Source organism: Peribacillus sp. 05N428 (assembly GCF_056397085.1).
Window position 1 is genome coordinate 36,530 of sequence record NZ_JBFTMS010000021.1, and the last position, 22,149, is coordinate 58,678.

Below are 22,149 nucleotides of genomic sequence, written 5' to 3' on the forward strand. Positions count from 1 at the left end.
TAGTTGGCATGTTACTTGCATTAATTTATATTAAAGAATTAACTTTTAAAAAGGAGTGGCATAGATGGATTTTCATCCGTTATTAGAAGGTGCAATAGAGTTACATTGCCATACGTATCCTAGTATTTTCCCAAGAAAGCAGACTGATTGGGAATTTATAGAAGACTTAAAAAAAGCTAAAATGGCAGGTGCCGTATTAAAAGCACATGAGGCATCAACTGTGGACCGCACGACATTAATCCGTTTAAAAGAGCCAGAACTTCATGTTTACGGTGGACTTGTTTTAAATGAATTTACAGGTGGCTTATCACCCAAAGCGGTTGATGCAGCAATAAGGCAAGGTGCCAAAATAATTTGGATGCCGACTATTTCAGCAAATCAGCATTGTTGTAATTTTGCCAAAAAAAAGACCCGTTTTTTCAATAGTGAACGAAGCCTGCCCATTGAAGAAGGTTTAACTATTTTGGATGAGAATAGACAGATAAAACCAGAGGTCATTGAAATTCTGGAACTTATCAGTGAAGCAAATATCACCCTTGCAACAGGTCATCTATCGGAAGAAGAAGTCTCTGTGTTAATTGACGCAGCCAATGAACATCATATCGACAAGATCTTAATTCAGCATGCAGATCTAGGCATTGCCCCAGTATCAATAGAAAAGCAAAAAGAGTTTGCCAAAAAAGGCGCTATAATCGAGAAATGCTATTTAGCCTGCGGTGAGGATTTTCAAGATTTAACGATAGCACAAATGGCTAAGTCAATACGGGAAATTGGTCCAGCGTCATGTGTGCTTGTAACAGATTATGGCCAAGAACACAATATTCCGCCAATAGAAGCATTAAGTCGCTTTGTCAGTGCAATGATCGAAGAAGGTATAACAGAAACCGAGATTGAAAGGATGATCGTTCATAATCCAAAGCAGCTTTTAGATATTGAAAAGTGAGGATGACAAGTGATGAAAGAGCAGCTATTAAGGCTTATATATACCATCGTTCCAAAAGAAAGGGTACTGACAGATTTAGCAGAACTTTATTCTTATAGCTTTGATGCATCATTCGGCGAATACTTGCCGGAAATCGTTATTCAACCAAAAAATAAAGTAGAAGTTGCTGACTTGGTCAAGCTTGCAAACGAATTTAAAATTCCTGTTTATCCTAGAGGAGCGGCTACCTCCTTAAGCGGGGGTTCCCTTGCTGTTGAAGGGGGCATGATTCTAGATATGTCACAATTTGAAAAAAAACTTGTGATTGACCGTGAAAATTTACTGGCAATCTCCTCACCAAGTGTAATTACAAGTGACATACAACAAAAGGCAGAAGAGGTAGGCTTATTTTATCCACCGGACCCAAGCAGTTCCCATGTTTCAACAATTGGAGGGAATTTGTTGGAAAATTCAAGTGGTCCAAAAGGCTTGAAATATGGTACTACGAAGGAATATGTAATTGGTTTAGAAGTTGTTACACCAACTGGAGAAATTATTCGCACAGGAGGTCGAACGGTTAAAAATGTGACTGGCTACGATTTAACAAGACTCATAGTTGGATCGGAAGGCACACTGGGAATTGTAACAGAAGCCATTTTGCGTCTAATACCAAAGCCGCTTGCAAGAAAAACACTTTTAGCTTCATTTGTACGAATTGCTGATTCGGGGCATGCCATAACAAAAATATTATCAAATGGAATATTACCAAGTGCGATGGAATTAATGGATAATGCATGTATTCGTGCGGTTGAAAATTACTCACCAGCAGGTTTGCCCATTGAGGCGGAAGCCATCGTCATTATTGAAGTGGACGGCCATCCAGCGGCAATCGATGAAGAAATAAAAAAATGTGAAGATATCTGTCTTTTGCAAGGGGCGACTAGTGTCAAAGTGGCGAAAACAGATGCTGAGCGTGATGAGATTTGGAAAGCGCGTAAAATGGTTTCTCCAGCTATTACACAAATGGGACCAACCAAAATTTCTGAAGATGCGACAGTACCAAGAAGCCAAATCCCCGAGATGATTGAAAAGCTTTATCAAATTCGTGAGAAATATCAGTTGAACCTGGTTGTTTTTGGTCACGCGGGAGACGGTAACCTCCATCCCAATATTATTACCGACAAGAGAAATATCGAAGAAATGAAACGTGTCGAAGATGCAGTCAGTGAAATTTTTGAAGCTGCCATCGAACTTGGCGGTACGCTTTCAGGGGAACATGGGATTGGGATATTAAAATCTCCTTATATGGAATTGGAGCTTGGATCAGATGGACTGCTAATGATGAAAAAAATTAAAGATGCATGGGATCCAAACTCTATATTAAACCCAGGAAAAATATTTCCACAGCCTGGAAAACTAAAGGTGGAATTAACATGAATAAAGCACCTCACGAAAATGAATTAGCAATTACAGATAAGTTTACTCAAAAATTGCGTGATCTTTCGTACGAAGCAACCAATCAATGTGTGCAATGCGGATATTGTCTTCCTGCTTGCCCAACATATGAATCTATGGGGAAAGAATCACAATCACCTCGCGGACGAATTAACCTGGTTAAAATGGCTGCAGAGGGAAAAATCGATCTTCAAAAAGATTTAGCTGAGCCAATTGACCTTTGTCTTGGATGCAGAGCCTGTGAAGTAGCATGCCCGGTTAATGTACCATACGGAAAAATTTATGAGGCAGCTAAAGAAGTCATTACAGAACATCAAAAGCATGAACATCATAAAAAGCAAAAAAATAAACCTAAGATTCAAACAAAAGTGGTCGATTTTACGCTGACCAGTTTATTTCCTCATCGCAATCGTCTTCGTACATTAGGCAATTTAACGTGGCTATATCAAAAAACAAAAATAAATAAAGTGGTGCAAAAAACAAAAATGATTAACAAAGTGTCAGAGCCCATGGGACAGTTTGAAAAGATCCTGCCGGAGCTCGAAGCACCAATCAAACGATATAAATACGGACAAAAATTTCCAGCATTAGGCGAGACAAAAGCAGTAATTGCCTTTTTCCCGGGATGCATCATGGACGCTATCATGTCAAAGATTAATAGGCTAACAATTGAACTGCTTCAAGTAATTGGCTGTGAAGTGATTATTCCGAAAAATCAAAAATGTTGCGGTGCACTTCATTCCCATCAAGGAATGAAAGATGCGGCTGTAAAACTCGCAAAAGCAAATATAGAAGCATTTGAAGCATCCGGTGCCGATTATTATGTCAATAACGCTGGAGGCTGCGGAGCGATGCTTAGGGAGTATAATCACCTTTTTGGCCAAGAACCTGAATGGAAAAAGCGCAGTGAAGCATTTGTAGGGAAATCAAAAGATATTACCGAAATTCTGGTGAAATTTGGTCCTCTCCCGTTTAAAAAAGAATGGGTTGGTATTATTACGTATCAAGATTCTTGCCATTTGAGAAATGTCCAGGGAGTATTTCAAGAACCTAGGAAGCTTCTAAGATCCATACCAGGGGCAAGTTATATGGAGATGGAGGGAAGTGACCGTTGCTGTGCATCTGGCGGTATTTATAATTTAATGAATTTTGATGAATCGATGAAATTATTAGACGAAAAGATGTATATGGCGGGAAAAACAAATGCAAAAACAATAGTTACAACAAATCCGGGGTGCCTGCTCCAAATGAAGCTAGGTGTAGAGCGAAGCGGTAAAAGAAATGTGGATGCTAAACACATTGTGGAAATTTTAGCAGAAGCTTGTTTAATTAAGTAGGAGAACATTTATATTAGACCATATTAAAAAGCAATTTATTTTTACAACTAAATAAAAAAGTGACCTGAACTATGCAAGACTATTAAGTCAGAATCGAATCATTTAAATTAAAGGAGGGTAAAAAAGTGGATTTATTGGACTTTATCGGGTCGAACTGGGGAGAGCTTTTAGCAATGACATGGGAGCACATCCAATTAGTTGGATTAGCAGTTGGTGTAGCCATATTACTCGGTGTTCCATTTGGAGTTTATATTACACAGCATGAAAAGTTATCAAATCTTGTACTGGCAGTAGCAGGCATTATTATGACGATACCAAGTATTGCACTGTTCGGTATCATGATTCCGATTTTATCTATCATTAATCAAGGGATTGGGTTTTTACCAGCGTTTATCGCATTGGTCTTGTACTCGCAGCTTCCAATCATCCGTAATACATTCATCGCTGTTAAAAATGTAGATCCCAATATGCGCGACGCTGCAATAGGTATGGGAATGACGGCATGGCAACGTCTTTTAAAAGTTGAAATCCCAATTGCCCTTCCAGTAATTATGGCAGGAATTAGAATGGCCGTTGTATTAACGATTGGAATTGGGGCAATTGCTGCCTATATCGGTGCGGGTGGACTTGGGGTATATATCTCAAGGGGAATATCCACAAGTTACACAGAGATGGTTCAAGCTGGAGCCATTGCCGTTTCAATATTAGCGATCGCTGCTGACTATTTACTAGGTCAGGTACAAAAACGGGTTTCGCCCAAAAAAGCTCATATAGGATAAGAAAGGGGATGACTTATGATTACATTTAAAAATGTGTCGAAGGTATACAAAAGCTCTGGAAAATCGGTGAAGGCAGTAGATAATGTAAATATGACAATTGAAAAAGGAGAAATTTGTGTATTTCTTGGACCATCAGGTTGTGGGAAAACAACTCTTTTACGAATGGTTAATCGTTTGGTTTCTATCACAGAGGGGACTATTGAAGTCGGAGGAAAAGATATTTACTCATTGGATCCAATCGAATTGAGACGTTCAATCGGTTATGTAATTCAACAAAATGGTTTGTTTCCGAATATGACAATTGAACAAAACATTAATGTTGTACCAAAGATGCTGGATTGGAACGAAGGGGATATGAAAAAACGATACAAAGAATTAATGGAGATGATGGGGTTAAACCATGAGGAATACCGAAAGCGTTATCCTTGGGAATTATCAGGCGGACAGCAACAGCGTATTGGAGTGGCAAGGGCGCTGGCGGCAGACCCGCCAGTTATGTTGATGGATGAACCATTTGGGGCACTAGATCCGATTATTCGCGATCGGTTGCAAAATGAATTTTTACGAATTCAAAAAGACGTAAAGAAAACGATCTTATTTATTAGTCACGATATTGATGAGGCTTTGTGTCTTGGGGATAAAATTGCTATATTTAACGATGGCCAAATCATGCAGTATGGAACACCGGATGAGATTTTGTCTAATCCAAAAAATGATTTTGTGAACAACTTTATTGGTAGTGATCGTGAAATTAAACGTTTACAACTATTAACGGTCAGGGATCTATTAAATAAAGCGAAAAAGGTAAATCGAAAAATGAATATGAAAATTGAATCTAGCGAATATGTGGTTAATATTGATGCAGATCTTCGAACAGCACTGTCTCTATTATTATCATCACCAAAAGGGGAAGCTGTGATTTTGGATCATAAAGGACAGCCAAGCGGAGTATTAGGCATTGGTGACTTTGAAGTTTTGACAGGTGTTCACCCTTCGAAATTAAAGTCAATAATTCAATAAGGTGGGTGTCTTAATGAAGGAAATAAACAAGATAGAAATATTGATTCGTGCTTTGTTAGTGTTGATTATTGTTGCACTGCTAGCTTATGCTCTCCAATCAGGTGCATTTCAATATATAAAAGATAACTCTGGTGAACTTCTTCATTTAGCCGGACAGCATATGAAATTGGTAGCGTTTTCATCCATGGCAGCCATTCTTGTGGCTGTGCCGCTTGGAATTTTTATTACGAGACCACAGTTTAAGAAATTTGAATTTATTGTAGTTAATTTTGCGAATATCGGACAAACGGTGCCAAGTATAGCCATTTTAGCGCTTGTCATGAGTTATTTAGGTTTAGGCTGGCAAACCGCGGTATTTGCGCTGTGGTTCAGCTCACTTCTTCCAATTTTACGGAATACGATTGCTGGAATTCAATCGGTTCCTCCATCGATCATTGATGCTGGAACAGGAATGGGTATGACGCAAAAACTCATTCTTTTCAAGCTTGAACTCCCGAATGCGTCATATGCAATTCTTGCAGGCATTCGTACCGCAACCGTTATTAATGTGGGATCAGCCGCACTTGCTTTCTTAATTGGAGGAGGTGGGTTAGGTGACCTTATATTCACCGGAATCTCACTTTACGATCCAGGCATTATGCTCGCTGGTGCCATGCCGGTTATCTTTTTGGCCATTGCAATTGATTTCTTATTAGGGAAAATTGAAGTAGCCACTACTCCGAGAGGATTGCAAAGAAAAGCTGATTTAATTTAAGACAATAAAAGGGGGAAGTAAAAATGAGAAAGTTTAGCATGTTATTTTGTGTCGCACTTCTTGCCTGTATGCTTACAGCATGCGGTTCTTCGGAGTCTAATGCCGGTTCAAATGAAAATAAAGGGAAAATTACAGTGGGAGGAAAGGATTTTACTGAACAACACATTTTGACACAAATTACTTCTATTTATTTGAAAGAAAAAGGATACAAAGTCGATGAAGCAAGTAGTATGGGCAGTACAGTGGCACGTTCCGCGCTTGAAAACGGTCAGCTCGATGTGTACTGGGAGTATACGGGTACAGCACTTATGGTTTATTTAAAGGAACCTGTTGAAACTGATCCCGAAAAGGCATATGAAAAAGTAAAAGAAATCGACAAAAAGAATAAACTTGAATGGTTAAATAAATCCGAATTTAATAACACATATGCTATTTTAATGCGCGAAGATTATGCAAAAAAATTAGGAATCAAATCCATATCGGATCTAGCTGATATTGTAAATCAAGATTCTAGTAAATTAAAATTTGGATCGAACTCTGAGTTCTATGCGCGAAAAGATGGAATGAAGGGTTTAGAGAAAAAATATAATTTCTCTTTACCAGCTAAAAATGTTGTCAAAATGGATACAGGACTTCTATATAACTCTTTAAAAGAAGGCCAGGTTGATGTAGCGGTAGGTTTTGCGACAGATGGACGCATTGAAGGTTTTAAACTTGTTGTGTTAGAAGATGATAGTCAGTTTTTTCCGGCATATAATGGAGCACCGGTCATTCGTCAAGAAGTATTAAAGAAAAATCCGGAGTTAAGAGATCTTCTTAATGCACTTTCAGATAAGTTAGATTCAGATACAATGAAGAATTTAAATTATCGTGTTGATATTAAGCATGAAGATATTAATGAAGTGGCTAAAACATGGCTGGATGAACAGGGAATGCTAGATTGAGATGAAAGCTAATAATTCGCTTATCACCTATATTGAATCTGAGTCGATTCAGAGCTTAGACAGTGGCACACTAACTTCACTCAAAGAAGCTTTAGCAGACATTATCGCTTGTACCATTGCAGGCCGCAATACGAAAGCAGCAGAGATTGCAAAAGAATTTGCTGTTTCGCAGTGGGGGATGGGAAACAGTTCGCTTTTCCAGTTCCCAGAAAGATTAACGCCTGCCGGAGCAGCTTTTGTTAATGCGACATTGGCAAATGCCCTCGATTTAGATGATGGACATCGCCTCACAAAAGGACATCCCGGGGCAGTTATTTTTCCCGCGGTGCTCGCCGTTGCAGAGGATCATAATATAAGCGGAGCAGAATTTTTGACGGCACTTCTTATAGGCTATGAAGTGGGGATTCGTGCAGGTATTGTTGCACACCTGACCCGGCTAGATTATCACTGCACCGGTTCATGGGGAGCTGTTGGAGCTGCCGCAGGTGTTTCGTACATTTTAGGACTTAAGGGAGGAACAATTGAGCACGCACTGGGCAATGCAGAATATTTTTGGTGCTTATTCTCCTATGATGCGCTGCATCGAACACCCTTCCATGTTAAAAGACGGGATTAATTGGGGATGTATGGCCGGGGTTAGTGGTGCCCATTTGGCAAAAGCAGGCTATACAGGGATTCCATCATTATTTACAACAGAAGAAGCTGAGGGTCTTACAGATGATTTAGGAAAAAATTATCGAGTAAATGAACTGTATTATAAGCCGCATGCATGCTGTCGGTGGGCACAGCCAGTAATTGAGGCAATCAGGGAAATTCAAAGCCGGCATATACTAATATCCCAAAATATAAAAAAAATAGTCATTCATACATTTACAGAAGCTGCAGCATTATCGAAAGATTATCCTGAAACTACAGAGGAAGCACAGTATAATTTGTATTTTCCTGTTGCAGCATTTATTTCTTACGGTGAAGTGGGTCCAAAACAAATACTAGACCATCTGGATGATCCAAAAATTTTGAGCATTATGGACAAGATTTCAGTGGTAATCGATCAACAACTTAACGAAGCATTCCCTGAAAAAGCATTAGGTATGGTTAAAATACTAATGCAGGATGGATGCACTTATCAATCAGAAATTATGCAAGCTCGTGGAGACTATAATTACCCCTTAACGGCTGAAGAAAAAAAAGACAAGTTTTTCAGGCTGACCACGCCATTTCTAGGAAAAGAACCTGCGCAGAGGTTATCAGAAACCATTCAAAACCTTGAACATATGAAAAGTATCCGGGAGCTTATGATTGCTATAGAGGCATCGGCAACATAAAAAAATATGAGCACCTAATTGCACTGGTAAGTAGTACTATTCTTTAACTATAAGAGGTGGAATTTTAGGCACTTGTTGTAGCTGCCTGTGTAGTGATTCCGATCTCTAAAAACCGGAGCTGAAAATTACAAATGTATATGGGGAAATGAGCGTCTGTTCTTAAGAAAACTAATAATCATTTCTGGACTTTTTATTGCACTTGGACCCAGAGACTTTGGTTGTTTTCGTTCAATAGGTTAATAAAATGATGGAATAAATGTATGAATTCCTTTTTAAGGCTCCACAGAGGAGAATACTGCCGGGCCTGCTATAGTAGCACAACTTTTTCCAATCCGCTTTTTTATTACAAAAAGTACCCTATAGGCAGACTTTTTTTAAAGTCTCTATAGGGTACTTTTTAATATAAAACACCATTCAACGTTTATATTACGGTTATTCTTCCCGAATGACTAATAGCACACCGATAAAAATTAAGATCGTACCGATCCAAAACGACAAGCCGATTTGTTCACCTAGTATTAACCAACCTAAAAAAGTACCGACTATAGGCTGTAAAAAGAAAAATAATCCGCCACTTGAAGCGGTAAGCATTTGCAGTCCGCGATTCCACAGTAAAAAGGCACATGCTGTTGAAATAACGCCCAAGTATAGAAGGCCGCCCCATATGGACGGATGCATGATGGCTTGAAAGTCAAGCTCATCCAATCGACTAATCGTAACAGGTGTTAAAAAGACAATTGCCACAAGCACGGCATAGGTCGTTATAACAATTTGTGAATATTGCCCTGGTACACGTTTGATTAGAACAGACATAAGTGCCCAAGTTAACGCAGCAATAAGCAGTGATACGCCCCCAAGTTGGTGAGATGAGCCAATATGGGCATTTCCGACAATGATACCGACACCGAGTGTCGCTAAAATAACAGAAATTGATTTTTTTAAAGTGATCTTTTCTTTTAAAACGATACGTGCAAATATCACCATGAATGCAGGTGTTGTTGAAGTGATGATGGCCCCCATTTGTGCGGTGGATAGCAGCGTACCGACTTCCTGGGTTACGATGGAAATGGTGTTCCCAACAAGTCCTATAATGAAAACCAAAAGCCAATCCCGTTTGTCAATCCGCCAAGATTGTTTTGTTATTAAACCAATTGTCAGCAATGCTAAAATCGCAATTACATATCGTAATAATACTAATTCAAGCGGCGGAACAACGTCTACCACAACTTTTACTACAACATACATCCCGCCCCAAATGCTGGCAGCGAGTGATAAATATAAAGAACCCATTATCGTGTTTTTCATTTTGTACCCTCCGTTTTAACTTAACATTTCCAGTCCTTAACGGAGATGCAGTTTTTCTGCCGTTAAGGAAGAAAAACTGCAGGTACATCATTTTCGAATAGTGGTGACCACAACATCAGCTTTCAGCTCACTTTCAAAAAATATTAATTTTCAATGATGTTAGCTAATTAAAAAGCTATTCGGAGCTGCTACTGATCATTCGTTTCAAACGTCAGTAAGTAATTAACATACTCATTTAAATATACAAGATTTTAGATTAATAAAACAACAAATTATAGTATTTAACCTAGCGTACCATTAAGATCATTCGAAATTATACTAAAACTTAAAACACAGGAAAAACCCCAACCTTAAAAACTGGTGGGGTTTCTATTTGGTTCATGGATTCTAGTTGGAATAGAAAGAGGGATTTATAGGGAGGGGAAACAAATGGTACAGTAATAATGCTGGTCAAATTGCCGGTAGCGGTAATGATGTAAGTAATAAAGCTGGAAAGAAAAGGTGGATTAGGATTAATGGGCTCCTTTAAAGAGTTTAATCCTAATCCACCGTTATGGTGAATTTAGTGCATGTCCTTTCCGGGAGCATCACTATCCCTTATATTTTCTTTCGATTTTCCTGAACTCATCTGATAGTTCAAATAACGTGTGTAATACGGCTGTTTGAATATATAGATTCATATAATTATCATTGCTCTTCTTTTGAAAAGATAAATCATGCTTTTCATTGATTTTCCGAGTTATACATTCATTAATTTCGCTCCACATTTCTTTCGTTCCTTCTTTAAGTTTAGTCTCCATAATCTCCCACTCCTTTTTTATTAGTTTATCCAATCTATTACATTCTTATACTTATTTTTTGGCCAAGCTGGTAACTTTTTTATCTTAAAATTAATGTCTTCAGTTTTTTTGGGTATCCTTCTGTTTGAGTGCAAAAAGCGAAAAATAGGAGAAGTCATTACCCATTAGTGGTTATTTAATTGCTGAAAAAATATTGTCTACTAACACTATTCGCTTAAAGTTAAAACAAAGTTGATTGGAACTGATGGCAGACCGCCCGCGGAAAGCGAGTGCCTGGAGGCAAACGCGCGCCGATGAGGACCGTTGTTTCTGGCCGCCAGAAACTTCTGTAGGGTATTTATCCTGAATCTCTTCAATATTCAATGCCTGAATGACTGGTCTCAGCCGTCTTTCCATCTCATCCGAAGAGAATTTCCTTAATGAAAGGGGCAGAAGAATATTCTCCTTAATCGTTAAAGTATCAAGCAAGTTGTAATCATGAAAGATGAACCCCATTCGTTCTTGGCGAAATGTGCGCAATGCTTTTTTGTTCAAATCCAACAGGGCCTGCTCTTCAAGCCAGACTTCCCCGCCAGAAAATTTATCAATTGTCGATAACACATTCATCAGTGTTGTTTTTCCTGAACCGGAAGGCCCCATAATAGCTGTAAATTCACCCGAAGTTATGATCAGGTCAATATTTTTTAAAACCTGTGACTTTCCATAGGATTTAGATAAGTTTTTAGTTTGTAATACTTTTTTCAACGTAAATCTCCTCCTCATGTTACATACTATAAAATTCATCCCTTTCCCCACCATAGATGTAACAGGAAGTAAGATTACAATTTTGTCACATTACAATTTGAAAATGAAAATAACAGCTTGAGCAGTGAATGTAATAAATGAAATTACCTATATCAATTAAGCATTTTCAGCAACTTAGTGGCAACAAGTTGAAATAATGGGAGTTAAATGGATTACGATCATTTTCTAATGAACTAACCGGTTCTTTACTTCACTTTCGGAATTTAAGGGGACAGGTTAGTTGCAAGGGTGCTAGAGCAGAAGGAGATATTATTGAAAGATAAGGAATAAAATCAAGTTTTCTACAAAGAATACTTCTATTCATTACAAATTAGGAGTGTAGATATGGAACAAACACTATATGAAAAAGTTGGCGGAGAAGAAGCGATAGCAAAAGTTGTGGACTATTTTTACTCCGAATTGGTTCTTAAAGATGAGACAGTTAATCATTTTTTTGAAAAAACGGATATGGAAAAGCAACGGAGTCATCAGACAAAATTTATTAGTTTTGCATTAGGCGGCCCAAAACAATATTCTGGACAATCCATGGCAAAGGCGCACCAAGGATTGAATCTGCAACCAGACCATTTCAATGCCATTGTCAAACATCTTAACGATGCACTTGCTCACTTTGGAGTGAATGAAGCTGATATAGATACAGCTTTGACTAAAGTTGCTTCACTAAAAGATGATATTTTGTATAAATGAATATCGATTCCATCCCCCATTATCTGGGGTTTTTTTATTTGGATTTTTTATCCTTTTGTTACATGTTTTTGACTTTCAAAAGAATGATTTTTAAATGAAGTTGCGTTTTAAGAACATTACAAAGACAATGACTGTTTTGTAAAATTCAGAAAAATGGAAAATATATTATTGACTTATGTCTGGAGTATTATGTATTATGTATACATAATACATATGAGGATTTAGCCAATCATATAGATTCAAGTTGTTCATATTGTAAAGACTTATCAAAAAGGACGGATTAATATGGCAGGAATTCATTTAAAACCAATCGAAAAGGAAAGAACAACACAAGATAAAGTTTATAAGCAAATAAAAAAAGCCATTTTATTTGGTGGTATTACCAGTGATGAAATATTTACAGAAGTTCAATTAGCGGAAAGGTTAGATACTTCAAGAACTCCGGTAAGGGCAGCTATTCAAGATTTGGTGAAGGAAGGATTACTTGTTTCCATTCCAAGGAAGGGTTTAACTGTAAGAAAGATTACTCCAGAGGAACAGGATGAAATCTTTTTACTAAGAAGTGCCATTGAAGTTGAATCAGTGAAAAAACTAACAAAAGAAATTACATCACCTGAACAACTGAGGCTGCTTAAATTAATTCTGAAGCAGCAAGAAGAAGCATTGCAAAATGATGATGCTATTAGTTTTATTAAGCTAGACCATGAGTTTCATCTCTCGTTGACAAGACTGGCAAACTTCACCATAATAGAGCAAGTTTTGAACAATCTTCATAACCTTACTCAGCTAATGGGGTTAAAAGCAGTCAGTAAACTTGGGAGAATGAAAAATGTTTTAACGGAACATACCCAGATTATCCAGGCTTTGGAGGAGAAAAATCCCGAACTTGCTTCACAGGCGATTTTAAACCATTTAGAAAAAACAAAAGAAACATTGATTATGGTTGATAATTCCTGATTTTCTATCAAATGATTGAAGGGAGGGATTGCTCCTAGTAAAAGGTAGTTTACTATATTTATTGGGACAAAAATTAACGGTTTTGAATAAACTTGCCTATGAAGTGGAAGATTTACAGCAAGGTCAAACCAATTCTCACGTTTAGAGCAAAAGCCTTGGAGAAATTCTTCCAATTCTTTTTCAAGGGTTTTTGCTTAGATAGTAAGCCATGGTGTTGAAAGAACCGTCTATAGTTCATTGCAAATGAAAGCGTTTACCAGTCGTTGATGTTCATAGGTAAAGAGTAGAGAATATTTAAGGGATAAACATTAAATTCACTTTGACTTTACCAACCATAATTACATGATAGGAATTGGCAAAGCCTTTAATGTATACACAATACATAATACATCATACAAAATACAATTAAGGTTCGCCTGTTAAGCTGTTAAATCGTTTCTTGTTTTTAAAACATGTACTTATTCAAACATATAGGAGGAATCAGGTATGGTTAGAACAGGTAAAGAATATTTACAGACATTGAAAGATGATAGGGCAATCTACATAAATGGGGAACGAGTACAGGATGTGACGACCCACCCAGCTTTTACAGGAATTACCCAAACCATTGCAGGCTTATACGACCTAGCATGGGATGAATCTCAGAATATGACATACAAAACTGAGGACGGTACAGTAGCAAATAAAATTTATATGATTCCAAGGAGTCGGGAAGAACTTAAAGAGAGAAGATTGGCGATTTCTAAATGGTCTGAAGCAACTTGTGGATTTGTCGGAAGAAGCCCTGATCACGTTGCCAGCTTTTTGGCTGCTTTTGCCAGTTCACCCGAAGTGTTTGATCGTGGAGGAGAAGGTTATGGAAATAATGTTTTGAATTTCTATAAACATGTGCGAGATCAAGATCTATATGTAACATACGTTATTATTCCGCCTCAAATTGATCGAAGTAAAGCAGCTCATGAGCAGGAAGATAAATTTCTCCCAGTTGGAGTGTACGAAGAAAGGGAGGATGGAATTATTGTTCGAGGTTCTCAAATGCTCGGTACTGCATCAGCCGTATCCGATTACTTATTCGTAAGTTGCCTTACACCACTCAGACCTGGTGATGAAGATTATGCTTTGTCTTTTGTACTGCCGATTCATGCAAAAGGATTAAAATTTTATGCGAGGCCTGGTTATGCTGAAAAATCACCAAGCACATTTGATTACCCATTGTCCTCCCGTTTTGATGAAAGTGATTCATTAGTCGTTTTTGACGATGTATTTATTCCTTGGCAAGATATTTTTGTTTACAAAAATATTGACATCGTGAGGGCTCAGTTCCATGAAACACCAGCTCACGTATTAGGCAATAATCAAGCGCAAATAAGATTTAGCAATAAATTGAAATTTTTGATTGGTGCTGCCCGAAAAGTTGCTGCTATGAATGGAATTGATAAAATCCCATCAGTCCAAGAGAAGTTAGGGGAACTCGCTTCTATTGCGGCTTCTGTAGAAGGTAATCTTTTAGCTTCGGAATATAATTGTATCATCGACAAAAACGGTGTCGCACGACCGAATCCACGTTTTCTCTATGGTGTAGTCGGTCAACAGGAAACTATCTATGCTTCCACTATTAAAATTTTACGGGAGTTATGCGGTGGAGGCGTTTTACAATTACCATCTTCATATAAAGAGCTCATCAATCCTGAAACGAAAGATGATATGTATCAATATATACGTTCTACGGGAGTTGGGGCTGAGGAGAAAATTAAACTATTTAAGTTAGTATGGGATATCATTGGTTCAGAATTCGGTGGCAGGCATCAACAGTATGAAATGTTCTATAATGGTGCACCATTCGTCACGAAAGGCTTTTCATTTAGAAATTACGGCTATGATGAGCCGGTTCAAATGGTGGATAAATTTTTAGGAAGCTATTCACTTCCCACTCAAGTGAAAGAATTAATATAAAAAATATATAGAAAAGGGTGTTGCAGAAATGAAAATTGCATCAATACAATTGGAGATTAAAGATAGTGAATCTAAATCTGCTCGCATAGATCGTGTGGAGTCAATGATTGATGGATTAAAAGGGCAAGATTTAATAGTTTTACCAGAAACGTGGGCAACGGGGTACTTTTCTTTTGATCGTTATATGGACGAATCAGAAGAATTGAATGGCGATTTTGTCCAACGTTTCTCCGCAAAGGCCAAAGAAGTTAAGTCATATATATTTGCAGGTAGTTTTATAGAAAAAAATAATGGAAAATACTACAACACAAGTGTTCTATTTTCTCCGGATGGGACACTAATAGGAACCTATCGAAAAATGCATTTATTTCGTTATGGTTCAAAAGAAGGGCAAATATTGACGAGAGGAAATGAAACAACTGTAGTCGATACAGAATTCGGGAAAGTGGGCTTATCAACTTGTTATGATTTGCGATTTCCTGAATTGTACCGTGCAGAAGTGGATTTAGGAGCAGAGTTACTTCTTGTTACATCTGCTTGGCCGCATAGAAGACTGGAGCATTGGAAATTATTCAATTCAGTTCGGGCATTGGAAAACCAGTGTTTCTTGATTTCGAGTAATTGTGTTGGAAATACTAATGACGTCCTTTTAGCTGGTCATAGTCAAGTGGTTGACCCATGGGGGATTGTTGTGGCTGCTGGAGGAGATGAAGAAACTATTATAAAAACAGAGATTGATCCAGCTCAGGTTGCTAAAATTCGTGATGTATTTCCTAATTTGAAGCACCGGGTTTTAGATAGGCAGGAGGAATTCAGTTGATAAATATTAATGTTTGTGGAAGAAATATTGTCGCAGACCCTAAACGATTGCTTATTGCCGGGTATACGGGAAAAGACCAGGAATCTGTAAAAAAACATATTGATGAATTGAAGGAGATCGGCGTTCCAGCTCCTCCTCAAGTTCCGATGATTTACGATCTTTCAACAAATCTCATAACGACAAATAACTCAATTTCAGTTATCCAAGAAAGCAGCAGTGGCGAAGCAGAAGTGGTCATCATGAAAATTGAAGGGAAATGGTATTTAGGACTAGGCAGTGACCACACGGACCGCGGGCTTGAAAAAGTATCTATTCAGAAATCCAAACAAGTATGCAGCAAACCTATTTCAACACAATTTTGGGCCTTGGATGACGTAAAAGATCGATGGGATGACATTGAAATGAGAAGCTGGATGATCGTTGATGGGGTGAAAAACGAGTACCAAGCAGGCAAGCTAGGAGAATTCTTGCATCCTGAAGAATTGCTCAAAATTATCGAGGAACGTGGCTATGATAGTGAGGATATGATTGTGTTTTGCGGAACATTACCGATTATAAATGGCGAATTCATTTATGGGGAAGCATTTTCAGCAGAATTATATGATCGTTTAACAGATAACAAAATTCAATTGAATTATCAGGTTCATATTTTAGTGGATGCGGAGGTAGTTTGAAATGGAAAAATCAAAAATGAAAATTGATAGAAAACCAGAGTTGGAATTTGTTGAGTATAAAACCTTTGAGGCCGTTCCTTCAAAAACTGTAAAAGGTGCATCTCAACGAATCATTGCGCAGATTCCAGATACTAATGTAGCAACTCGTATCCTTGAACTGGAGGCAGGTACTGATACATCCCCTGATGGCGTGCAAGTCCATGACTTTTGGGAAGAATTATATATTATTGAAGGATCCTTAATCGATTTACGTCTAAATGAGGAATTTACAGCAGGAATGGTTGCATGCCGTCCTCCAGGGATGGAGCATGGTCCATGGAAATCACCTAATGGGTGCAGGATTTTCGAAGTTCGCTATTATGCAGATCAGAAAAAAGAAGAACATGAATTTGTCGATCATACCACTTTTGAAGCGCAGCCTTTTAGTAAAGTTAAGAGCCTTTCTGAAAGAATCATTGCTTCTGACCCTACTACAGGGGTTGCTACAAGAATTCTTAATAACGGTCCAGGGACAGATACATCTCCTAATGGCGTGCAAGTCCATGATTTTTGGGAGGAATTATATATTATTGAAGGATCTTTAATCGATTTGCGTCTAAATGAGGAATTTACAGCAGGAATGGTTGCTTGCCGCCCACCCGGTATGGAACATGGACCGTGGAAATCACCAGATGGTTGTAAGATTTTCGAGGTCCGCTATTACTCCACGGAACAATAAAGAGGTATGTACCGGGATTCTGCATTCCTATAGCAATATGGCAATCCATCAAATGGCTTCTCGTGACATCAAACAACGAGGAGCCTTTTATTTCTGATACATTCATACGCAGGAACCAAATGCTAATGCTCAAACTGATAATTCGATGATTTCAGAAAGTGACTATTTTAAGTTTATGTGTAATGAATTATGTATACAGAGTTCATTACACATAAACTCTAATCGGTAAACAATGAGTGCACATTCATGAAAAGTTCAAATTGACTTAAAATGCACGCCATTAATGGTTGATTATCGACTGGGGACGAAACATGGTCCTTAGTACCAAACGGAAACAAGGTTCTTGAAGTAGTATTGCACTAAATAATATCGACTAAACATTTTAAAAGTCATTATTTTGATGACAGAGAAGGTGAAGCAAGTTGGAAGTTTTCCATTTAGCACATCCACTAAAGGAATCCCTATATCCAAGGGAGCCCCACGTAATGGCATTAGGTTTTTTTGACGGTGTTCATTTAGGTCATCAATCCTTGTTAAAGCAAACCAAGAGAATAGCCGAAAAGAACAATCTTAAATTCACGGCAATGACCTTCGATCCACATCCAAATGAAGTAATCAAATGGGAGAAAGATTTGCGGTATTTAACTCCCCTAGCTTTAAAGATTGAAAGAATGGCTGCTTTTGGAGTGGACAAGCTTTTTGTCATAAAGTTTAATTTATCATTGGCTTCCCTACAGCCATCCGATTTTATTAAACAATATGTTTTAGGTCTTCAAGCTAAACATATAGTGGTAGGATTCGACTTTACCTTTGGAAATAAAGCTCAGGGTAATGTTGATTATTTGCAAAAAGTGAGTAAAAACAACGCCTTTGATGTAACAGTCATTTCAAAACGGGCACATAATGGCGAAAAAATAAGTTCAACTTTAATTAGAAAAATAGTAAGGGACGGAGATGTCCACCTTGTACCTTACTATATGGGACATCAATTAGAAGTTAAAGGCTTTGTTTATATTTCAAATAGACATAAACATGAGAAAAAGAAAAAATCGGAAATTCATATTGAAAATAAGTATATCCTGCCAGCGCCAGGTGTATATCGTGTAGAAATCAAAAACGGGAACAAAGCTTGTCAGGGGTTATTTATAAGATATGGGTCCAGCAAGAGGAATGATGAAATAAGCGGTCAAATTATAGAAATGCTGAAGGGAGGTGTTGCCGAAGAGTTGACAGTTAAATTCTTAAACAAGATACCCTTTGGGTCAATGCCTGAGTATAGTTCAAATTTTAAGGAGGTTATAAAATGATGGATGATAGAAATTTTAGAAACGCTATGGGGAAATTTGCAACAGGCGTAACAGTACTTACAACATATTTAGAAGATGAAGTACATGGTATGACGGCGAATGCATTTATGTCGGTTTCCCTTAATCCAAGATTGGTTTTAATATCCATAGGCGAAAAAGCCAGAATGCTAGATAAAATTAATGAATCTGGAAAGTTTGCTGTAAATATATTGTCAGAAGCTCAAAAAGAGTTATCCATGCATTTTGCGGGGCAGATTAAAGAAAACCGTCAGATTGAATTTGGCTGGATAAATGATCTCCCAGTAATAAAAAATGCTTTAGCAAACATCGTATGTAAGGTCCATAGTAAACAAATAGCTGGGGACCACACACTCTTTATTGGAGAAGTAACTGAACTCGTCAGTAGCGAAGGGGCACCACTGGCCTTTTATGAAGGGAAATACGGCAAAATACTCAGCTAAGCTGTTTAAGGCGGAAAATTATTATTTAAGTTTGATCATTAAAGCTATGTTGAAAAGTTACGAATCCGAACGTGGAGCTTACTGGTTCCTTAATAGACTGTAAAGCTTTCTTGAGAGGGTCTTGTTTTGTTTAGGAGGGGAAACTCATGCAAAGCAAAAATAAGACGGCCGTCAGATCAATGGAAATCCTTAATCTTTTTTTTGCGCATTCAATGTTAAGTTTAAATGAAATCGCAAATATTTCAGGGATACCGAAAACATCTGTTTATCGAATGGTGATGTCACTTGAAGAGATGGGTCTTCTCGATAAGGGGAGAGATGGAAAATATTCACTTGGCCTGTTATTTCTTCAGTTCGGCCATTTGGTAGCCGAACGGCTTGATATTCGGCAGGTAGCTTTGCCGATAATGCAAAAACTGCATGACAAGGTAGGGGAAGCTGTTAATCTTGTCGTACAAGATGGCAAAGAGGCCATCTATATCGAAAGACTGGATACAAAACAGCGTGTTAGGCTTAATACGGCAATTGGCCGGAGAACTCCGCTTTATGCCGGAGCGTGTTCTCGTGTCATTCTCGCTTTTCAGCCGCAGTATGAGCGCGAACAATATTTAGAGCAAATCGAACTGAAGTCGATTGCTTCTGGAACGATCACTGATAAAGAGAGACTTCGGATTCTTCTAGAAGAATCCCGGAAAACGGGATATACGGTCAGTCACTCGGAACTTGAAAATTATATATCTGCAGTAGCCGCTCCTATTTTTAATGACAAAGGTTATATCATTGCGGGGATCAGTGTTACTGGTCTTGAGGTGGGTTACCGAAACGAGTTGTTGCCTCCATTGGTTGAAAAAGTGAAGAGTGCAGCCCTCGAGATTTCACGAGAATTTGGATATGCCGATAATGAAGCTGAATATGTCCACGGTTGAGAGATCAATTCCGATAGTCTTTATGCTTTTTCACAAGAACGATTATTGCCCTTATTGACGGATTTGTATAATGTATTGTGTATACACAATACATTATACATAATACTTATGGATTTGGGCGCTCATTAACTGGATATTCCAGCTGATGACGATGTATCTTACAGGAAAAACTAAAGAAGGGGAAAGGGGTAGAATATGACCCCGCATATAAGGAGCAAAGTAAGCGAATGGCAGGAGGTCAGACTCTCTATATCGGGAAGTAACCTAGTTCTTCATTAATGATGGTGCACCTTTAACCTTCTATTAATAATCAGCAAGCCATCCACATCCAAGAATCCACATCCAGGAAAGTAACTAATCCGGAGGTGTGTTAAATTGAGTGGGAAAAAGAAACTGGACAAGAAATCAAAAAAGATATTATTTGCGAGTTTACTTGGCAGTACCATTGAATTTTATGATTTCTTTCTTTATGGAACCGTTGCTGCACTTGTATTTAATAAACTGTATTTTCCTAATGATGATCCGTTTGTAAGTTTATTGCTTGCTTATGCATCATTTGGCATTACTTTTTTTATACGACCTCTTGGAGGGCTTGTATTTAGTCATTTGGGAGACAAGTTTGGCAGGAAAAATACTCTCGTGCTTTCACTTTTATTAATGGGAGTTTCTACCGTCTGTATTGGACTTCTTCCAACATATAGCATGATAGGGCTTTGGGCACCAATTCTCCTTGTTTTCTTTCGTCTCGTTCAAGGTATCGGGCTTGGAGGAGAATGGGGGGGAGCGATACTCCTGGCGGTTGAATCTGCGCCTAAAGAAAGACGTGGCTTTTTTGGAAGCTTTCCTGCAATGGGTATCCCTCTTGGGATGTTACTTGGGACATTTTCCATTTCATTAATGAGTTTACTACCGGAATCACAATTCCTTTCATGGGGATGGAGAGTGCCATTTGTCCTAAGTGCGATTTTGGTTGTTATTGGTATTTGGATAAGAAAAGGGATTGAGGAAACATCGGCCTTCAAAGAAGAGATAGAAAAAGGAAACGTCGTAAAAATCCCACTCTTTGAGACACTGCGATATCATTGGAGAGCGGTATTGATTTCTTTAGGTGCAAAATGTGTTGAAGTGGGCCCATTCTATTTATTTTCCACATTTTTCATATCCTATGCTACGGAAACACAGGGTTTTTCAAGGACTACAGCTTTAAATGTAGTTACGGTGGCAACAGTCGTTACAGCTATTTGCATGCCATTTATGGGAATGTTATCTGATAAAATTGGTCGTAAAACTGTTTTTCTTATCGGTACCATCGGAATAACTCTTTTTGCTTTTCCATACTTTTATTTATTTTCCTTACAATCCACTCCCTGGTTATACGTTATTTCAATAGTGGGCTTAGGAATACTTTGGCCTCCAATTGCGGCGACTATCGGGACAATGTTTACTGAAATGTTTAGTACGAATGTTGGTTATACAGGAATAACGCTTGGTTATCAAACAGGCTCTGCATTATTTGGTGGAACGGCCCCAATGATTGCGACTATATTAGTGGGCGCCTACAATAATTCTTGGATTCCACTGGCATTATTTTTAGTATTTCTTTGTATCGCCTCTCTTATTTCAGTATTATTTGTCCGAAATAGTCAAAATGAAAGTAATCCTTTCTCTGAAAAAAGGACACTAGATGATAAGGATACAGATAATCAAATAAGCGGGTAATGGATTGTCTTACTAAGAGGGAAATAGATTGATCTTTAAAAATGGTGACGTTTTCACAGTTAATGGAGAGCGGCTGAGGTAGGGAAGCCTTCAGATACCGCTCTCTTTGATTGAAGTCCCTTGAAGTGTTTGCGGCAGAAGGTACCATTAATGTGCTATGAACACGTAGACTCTGTTCGGCGAGGGCATTAGTAAAATAATAAACAGCCCAGCTAATTTTTTTCCCTTAATATATGACCTAATGAATAGATATTTCTTACATATCCGATAGTGAGCGCCGAGGACGGCTAGCTGAAGAAGAAAAGTATTGAATAATGGGTTGCCATATCCCGTCACTGGACGACTGATTATGCAATATTAAATAATTGATGTAGAATTGCATAAACCTTTTAATTAACCGAATAATCTGTATATTTAAATTGTTGGAAAAATACCATTAATCCCCACTTGGTATGATATTTGCATATAAGTTAATTAATCAC

Annotated in this window: 22 protein-coding genes; 19 read left to right on the top strand and 3 right to left on the bottom strand. The window is 38.0% G+C overall.

All coding sequences use genetic code 11. The annotated features are described in order from the left end of the window. Positions 1-64 precede the first annotated feature (64 nt). The 9 genes from AC1DIV_RS18525 to AC1DIV_RS18565 all read left to right on the top strand — a co-directional run bounded on the left by AC1DIV_RS18525 (position 65) and on the right by AC1DIV_RS18565 (position 8,536). Positions 65-943: a DUF6282 family protein gene (locus AC1DIV_RS18525; protein ID WP_477577125.1), complete on the top strand. Its 879-nt coding sequence runs from the start codon at positions 65-67 to the stop codon at positions 941-943. Positions 944-955: 12 nt separating this feature from the next. Further along, the gene (locus tag AC1DIV_RS18530; protein WP_413017024.1) at positions 956-2,359 is read left to right on the top strand and encodes an FAD-binding oxidoreductase; all 1,404 of its coding nucleotides are present in this window, start codon (positions 956-958) and stop codon (positions 2,357-2,359) included. After that, positions 2,356-3,714 (top strand): (Fe-S)-binding protein, encoded by a 1,359-nt coding sequence (locus tag AC1DIV_RS18535; RefSeq protein WP_477577127.1) that lies wholly within the window; start codon positions 2,356-2,358, stop codon positions 3,712-3,714. The genes AC1DIV_RS18530 and AC1DIV_RS18535 overlap by 4 nt, the downstream gene beginning before the upstream one ends. Before the next feature lie 125 nt (positions 3,715-3,839). Continuing rightward, positions 3,840-4,493: an ABC transporter permease gene (locus AC1DIV_RS18540; protein ID WP_477577129.1), complete on the top strand. Its 654-nt coding sequence runs from the start codon at positions 3,840-3,842 to the stop codon at positions 4,491-4,493. A gap of 15 nt (positions 4,494-4,508) precedes the next feature. After that, positions 4,509-5,513 carry an ABC transporter ATP-binding protein gene (locus AC1DIV_RS18545; protein ID WP_477577131.1) on the top strand — a complete coding sequence of 335 codons (1,005 nt, stop codon included), beginning with the start codon at positions 4,509-4,511 and terminating at the stop codon, positions 5,511-5,513. 13 nt (positions 5,514-5,526) lie between these two features. Then, a complete protein-coding gene (locus AC1DIV_RS18550) occupies positions 5,527-6,267 on the top strand; it encodes an ABC transporter permease (protein ID WP_477577133.1) in 741 nt (246 codons plus the stop codon). A 23-nt stretch (positions 6,268-6,290) separates the two neighbouring features. Then, complete coding sequence (locus AC1DIV_RS18555; protein WP_477577135.1) at positions 6,291-7,211, top strand: ABC transporter substrate-binding protein; 921 nt, start codon at positions 6,291-6,293, stop codon at positions 7,209-7,211. 1 nt (position 7,212) lies between these two features. Next, positions 7,213-7,827 (top strand): MmgE/PrpD family protein, encoded by a 615-nt coding sequence (locus AC1DIV_RS18560; protein WP_477577137.1) that lies wholly within the window; start codon positions 7,213-7,215, stop codon positions 7,825-7,827. Then, positions 7,733-8,536, top strand: coding sequence for an MmgE/PrpD family protein (locus AC1DIV_RS18565; protein WP_477577139.1), 804 nt, complete (start codon positions 7,733-7,735; stop codon positions 8,534-8,536). The genes AC1DIV_RS18560 and AC1DIV_RS18565 overlap by 95 nt, the downstream gene beginning before the upstream one ends. Positions 8,537-8,968: 432 nt before the next feature. Here the strand turns inward: AC1DIV_RS18565 and AC1DIV_RS18570 are convergent, their stop codons facing one another. From AC1DIV_RS18570 to AC1DIV_RS18580, 3 genes are all read right to left on the bottom strand, one after another. After that, positions 8,969-9,841 carry a DMT family transporter gene (locus AC1DIV_RS18570; protein WP_477577141.1) on the bottom strand — a complete coding sequence of 291 codons (873 nt, stop codon included), beginning with the start codon at positions 9,839-9,841 and terminating at the stop codon, positions 8,969-8,971. A 590-nt stretch (positions 9,842-10,431) separates the two neighbouring features. Then, the gene (locus AC1DIV_RS18575) at positions 10,432-10,641 is read right to left on the bottom strand and encodes a hypothetical protein (protein ID WP_477577143.1); all 210 of its coding nucleotides are present in this window, start codon (positions 10,639-10,641) and stop codon (positions 10,432-10,434) included. 171 nt (positions 10,642-10,812) lie between these two features. Further along, complete coding sequence (locus AC1DIV_RS18580) at positions 10,813-11,385, bottom strand: ABC transporter ATP-binding protein (protein ID WP_477577145.1); 573 nt, start codon at positions 11,383-11,385, stop codon at positions 10,813-10,815. 384 nt (positions 11,386-11,769) lie between these two features. Between AC1DIV_RS18580 and AC1DIV_RS18585 the strand changes: the two genes are divergently transcribed. The 10 genes from AC1DIV_RS18585 to AC1DIV_RS18630 all read left to right on the top strand — a co-directional run bounded on the left by AC1DIV_RS18585 (position 11,770) and on the right by AC1DIV_RS18630 (position 21,667). After that, the gene (locus AC1DIV_RS18585) at positions 11,770-12,132 is read left to right on the top strand and encodes a group I truncated hemoglobin (RefSeq protein WP_063591950.1); all 363 of its coding nucleotides are present in this window, start codon (positions 11,770-11,772) and stop codon (positions 12,130-12,132) included. A 285-nt stretch (positions 12,133-12,417) separates the two neighbouring features. Next, entirely contained in the window at positions 12,418-13,089 is a 672-nt protein-coding gene (locus tag AC1DIV_RS18590; RefSeq protein WP_477577147.1) for a GntR family transcriptional regulator, read from the top strand. Between the two features lie 486 nt (positions 13,090-13,575). Then, positions 13,576-15,042: a 4-hydroxyphenylacetate 3-hydroxylase family protein gene (locus AC1DIV_RS18595; RefSeq protein ID WP_477577149.1), complete on the top strand. Its 1,467-nt coding sequence runs from the start codon at positions 13,576-13,578 to the stop codon at positions 15,040-15,042. 28 nt (positions 15,043-15,070) lie between these two features. Next, positions 15,071-15,862 (top strand): carbon-nitrogen family hydrolase, encoded by a 792-nt coding sequence (locus AC1DIV_RS18600; RefSeq protein WP_048689657.1) that lies wholly within the window; start codon positions 15,071-15,073, stop codon positions 15,860-15,862. Then, a complete protein-coding gene (locus AC1DIV_RS18605) occupies positions 15,859-16,536 on the top strand; it encodes a DUF2848 family protein (RefSeq protein ID WP_194719360.1) in 678 nt (225 codons plus the stop codon). Before AC1DIV_RS18600 ends, AC1DIV_RS18605 begins: the two co-directional genes overlap by 4 nt. A 1-nt stretch (position 16,537) precedes the next feature. Beyond that, the gene (locus tag AC1DIV_RS18610; RefSeq protein WP_477577151.1) at positions 16,538-17,254 is read left to right on the top strand and encodes a cupin domain-containing protein; all 717 of its coding nucleotides are present in this window, start codon (positions 16,538-16,540) and stop codon (positions 17,252-17,254) included. A gap of 485 nt (positions 17,255-17,739) precedes the next feature. Continuing rightward, positions 17,740-18,561 (top strand): cytidyltransferase, encoded by an 822-nt coding sequence (locus AC1DIV_RS18615; RefSeq protein WP_477577153.1) that lies wholly within the window; start codon positions 17,740-17,742, stop codon positions 18,559-18,561. Beyond that, complete coding sequence (locus AC1DIV_RS18620; protein WP_477577174.1) at positions 18,561-19,022, top strand: flavin reductase family protein; 462 nt, start codon at positions 18,561-18,563, stop codon at positions 19,020-19,022. Before AC1DIV_RS18615 ends, AC1DIV_RS18620 begins: the two co-directional genes overlap by 1 nt. Positions 19,023-19,168: 146 nt before the next feature. Then, positions 19,169-19,948 carry an IclR family transcriptional regulator gene (locus AC1DIV_RS18625; protein ID WP_477577155.1) on the top strand — a complete coding sequence of 260 codons (780 nt, stop codon included), beginning with the start codon at positions 19,169-19,171 and terminating at the stop codon, positions 19,946-19,948. 375 nt (positions 19,949-20,323) lie between these two features. Beyond that, a complete protein-coding gene (locus tag AC1DIV_RS18630; protein ID WP_477577156.1) occupies positions 20,324-21,667 on the top strand; it encodes an MFS transporter in 1,344 nt (447 codons plus the stop codon). The last annotated feature ends 482 nt before the right edge of the window (positions 21,668-22,149 follow it).

Excerpts from the sequence above, each read along its gene's own strand:
- AC1DIV_RS18550 (WP_477577133.1), top strand. The coding sequence starts at position 5,527 with ATGAAGGAAATAAACAAGATAGAAATATTGATTCGTGCTTTGTTAGTG.
- AC1DIV_RS18555 (WP_477577135.1), top strand. The coding sequence starts at position 6,291 with ATGAGAAAGTTTAGCATGTTATTTTGTGTCGCACTTCTTGCCTGTATG.
- AC1DIV_RS18615 (WP_477577153.1), top strand. The coding sequence starts at position 17,740 with ATGGCATTAGGTTTTTTTGACGGTGTTCATTTAGGTCATCAATCCTTG.
- AC1DIV_RS18610 (WP_477577151.1), top strand. The coding sequence starts at position 16,538 with ATGGAAAAATCAAAAATGAAAATTGATAGAAAACCAGAGTTGGAATTT.
- AC1DIV_RS18625 (WP_477577155.1), top strand. The coding sequence starts at position 19,169 with ATGCAAAGCAAAAATAAGACGGCCGTCAGATCAATGGAAATCCTTAAT.
- AC1DIV_RS18595 (WP_477577149.1), top strand. The coding sequence starts at position 13,576 with ATGGTTAGAACAGGTAAAGAATATTTACAGACATTGAAAGATGATAGG.
- AC1DIV_RS18590 (WP_477577147.1), top strand. The coding sequence starts at position 12,418 with ATGGCAGGAATTCATTTAAAACCAATCGAAAAGGAAAGAACAACACAA.
- AC1DIV_RS18585 (WP_063591950.1), top strand. The coding sequence starts at position 11,770 with ATGGAACAAACACTATATGAAAAAGTTGGCGGAGAAGAAGCGATAGCA.
- AC1DIV_RS18530 (WP_413017024.1), top strand. The coding sequence starts at position 956 with ATGAAAGAGCAGCTATTAAGGCTTATATATACCATCGTTCCAAAAGAA.
- AC1DIV_RS18575 (WP_477577143.1), bottom strand. The coding sequence starts at position 10,641 with ATGGAGACTAAACTTAAAGAAGGAACGAAAGAAATGTGGAGCGAAATT.
- AC1DIV_RS18535 (WP_477577127.1), top strand. The coding sequence starts at position 2,356 with ATGAATAAAGCACCTCACGAAAATGAATTAGCAATTACAGATAAGTTT.
- AC1DIV_RS18600 (WP_048689657.1), top strand. The coding sequence starts at position 15,071 with ATGAAAATTGCATCAATACAATTGGAGATTAAAGATAGTGAATCTAAA.
- AC1DIV_RS18620 (WP_477577174.1), top strand. The coding sequence starts at position 18,561 with ATGGATGATAGAAATTTTAGAAACGCTATGGGGAAATTTGCAACAGGC.
- AC1DIV_RS18545 (WP_477577131.1), top strand. The coding sequence starts at position 4,509 with ATGATTACATTTAAAAATGTGTCGAAGGTATACAAAAGCTCTGGAAAA.
- AC1DIV_RS18560 (WP_477577137.1), top strand. The coding sequence starts at position 7,213 with ATGAAAGCTAATAATTCGCTTATCACCTATATTGAATCTGAGTCGATT.
- AC1DIV_RS18570 (WP_477577141.1), bottom strand. The coding sequence starts at position 9,841 with ATGAAAAACACGATAATGGGTTCTTTATATTTATCACTCGCTGCCAGC.
- AC1DIV_RS18525 (WP_477577125.1), top strand. The coding sequence starts at position 65 with ATGGATTTTCATCCGTTATTAGAAGGTGCAATAGAGTTACATTGCCAT.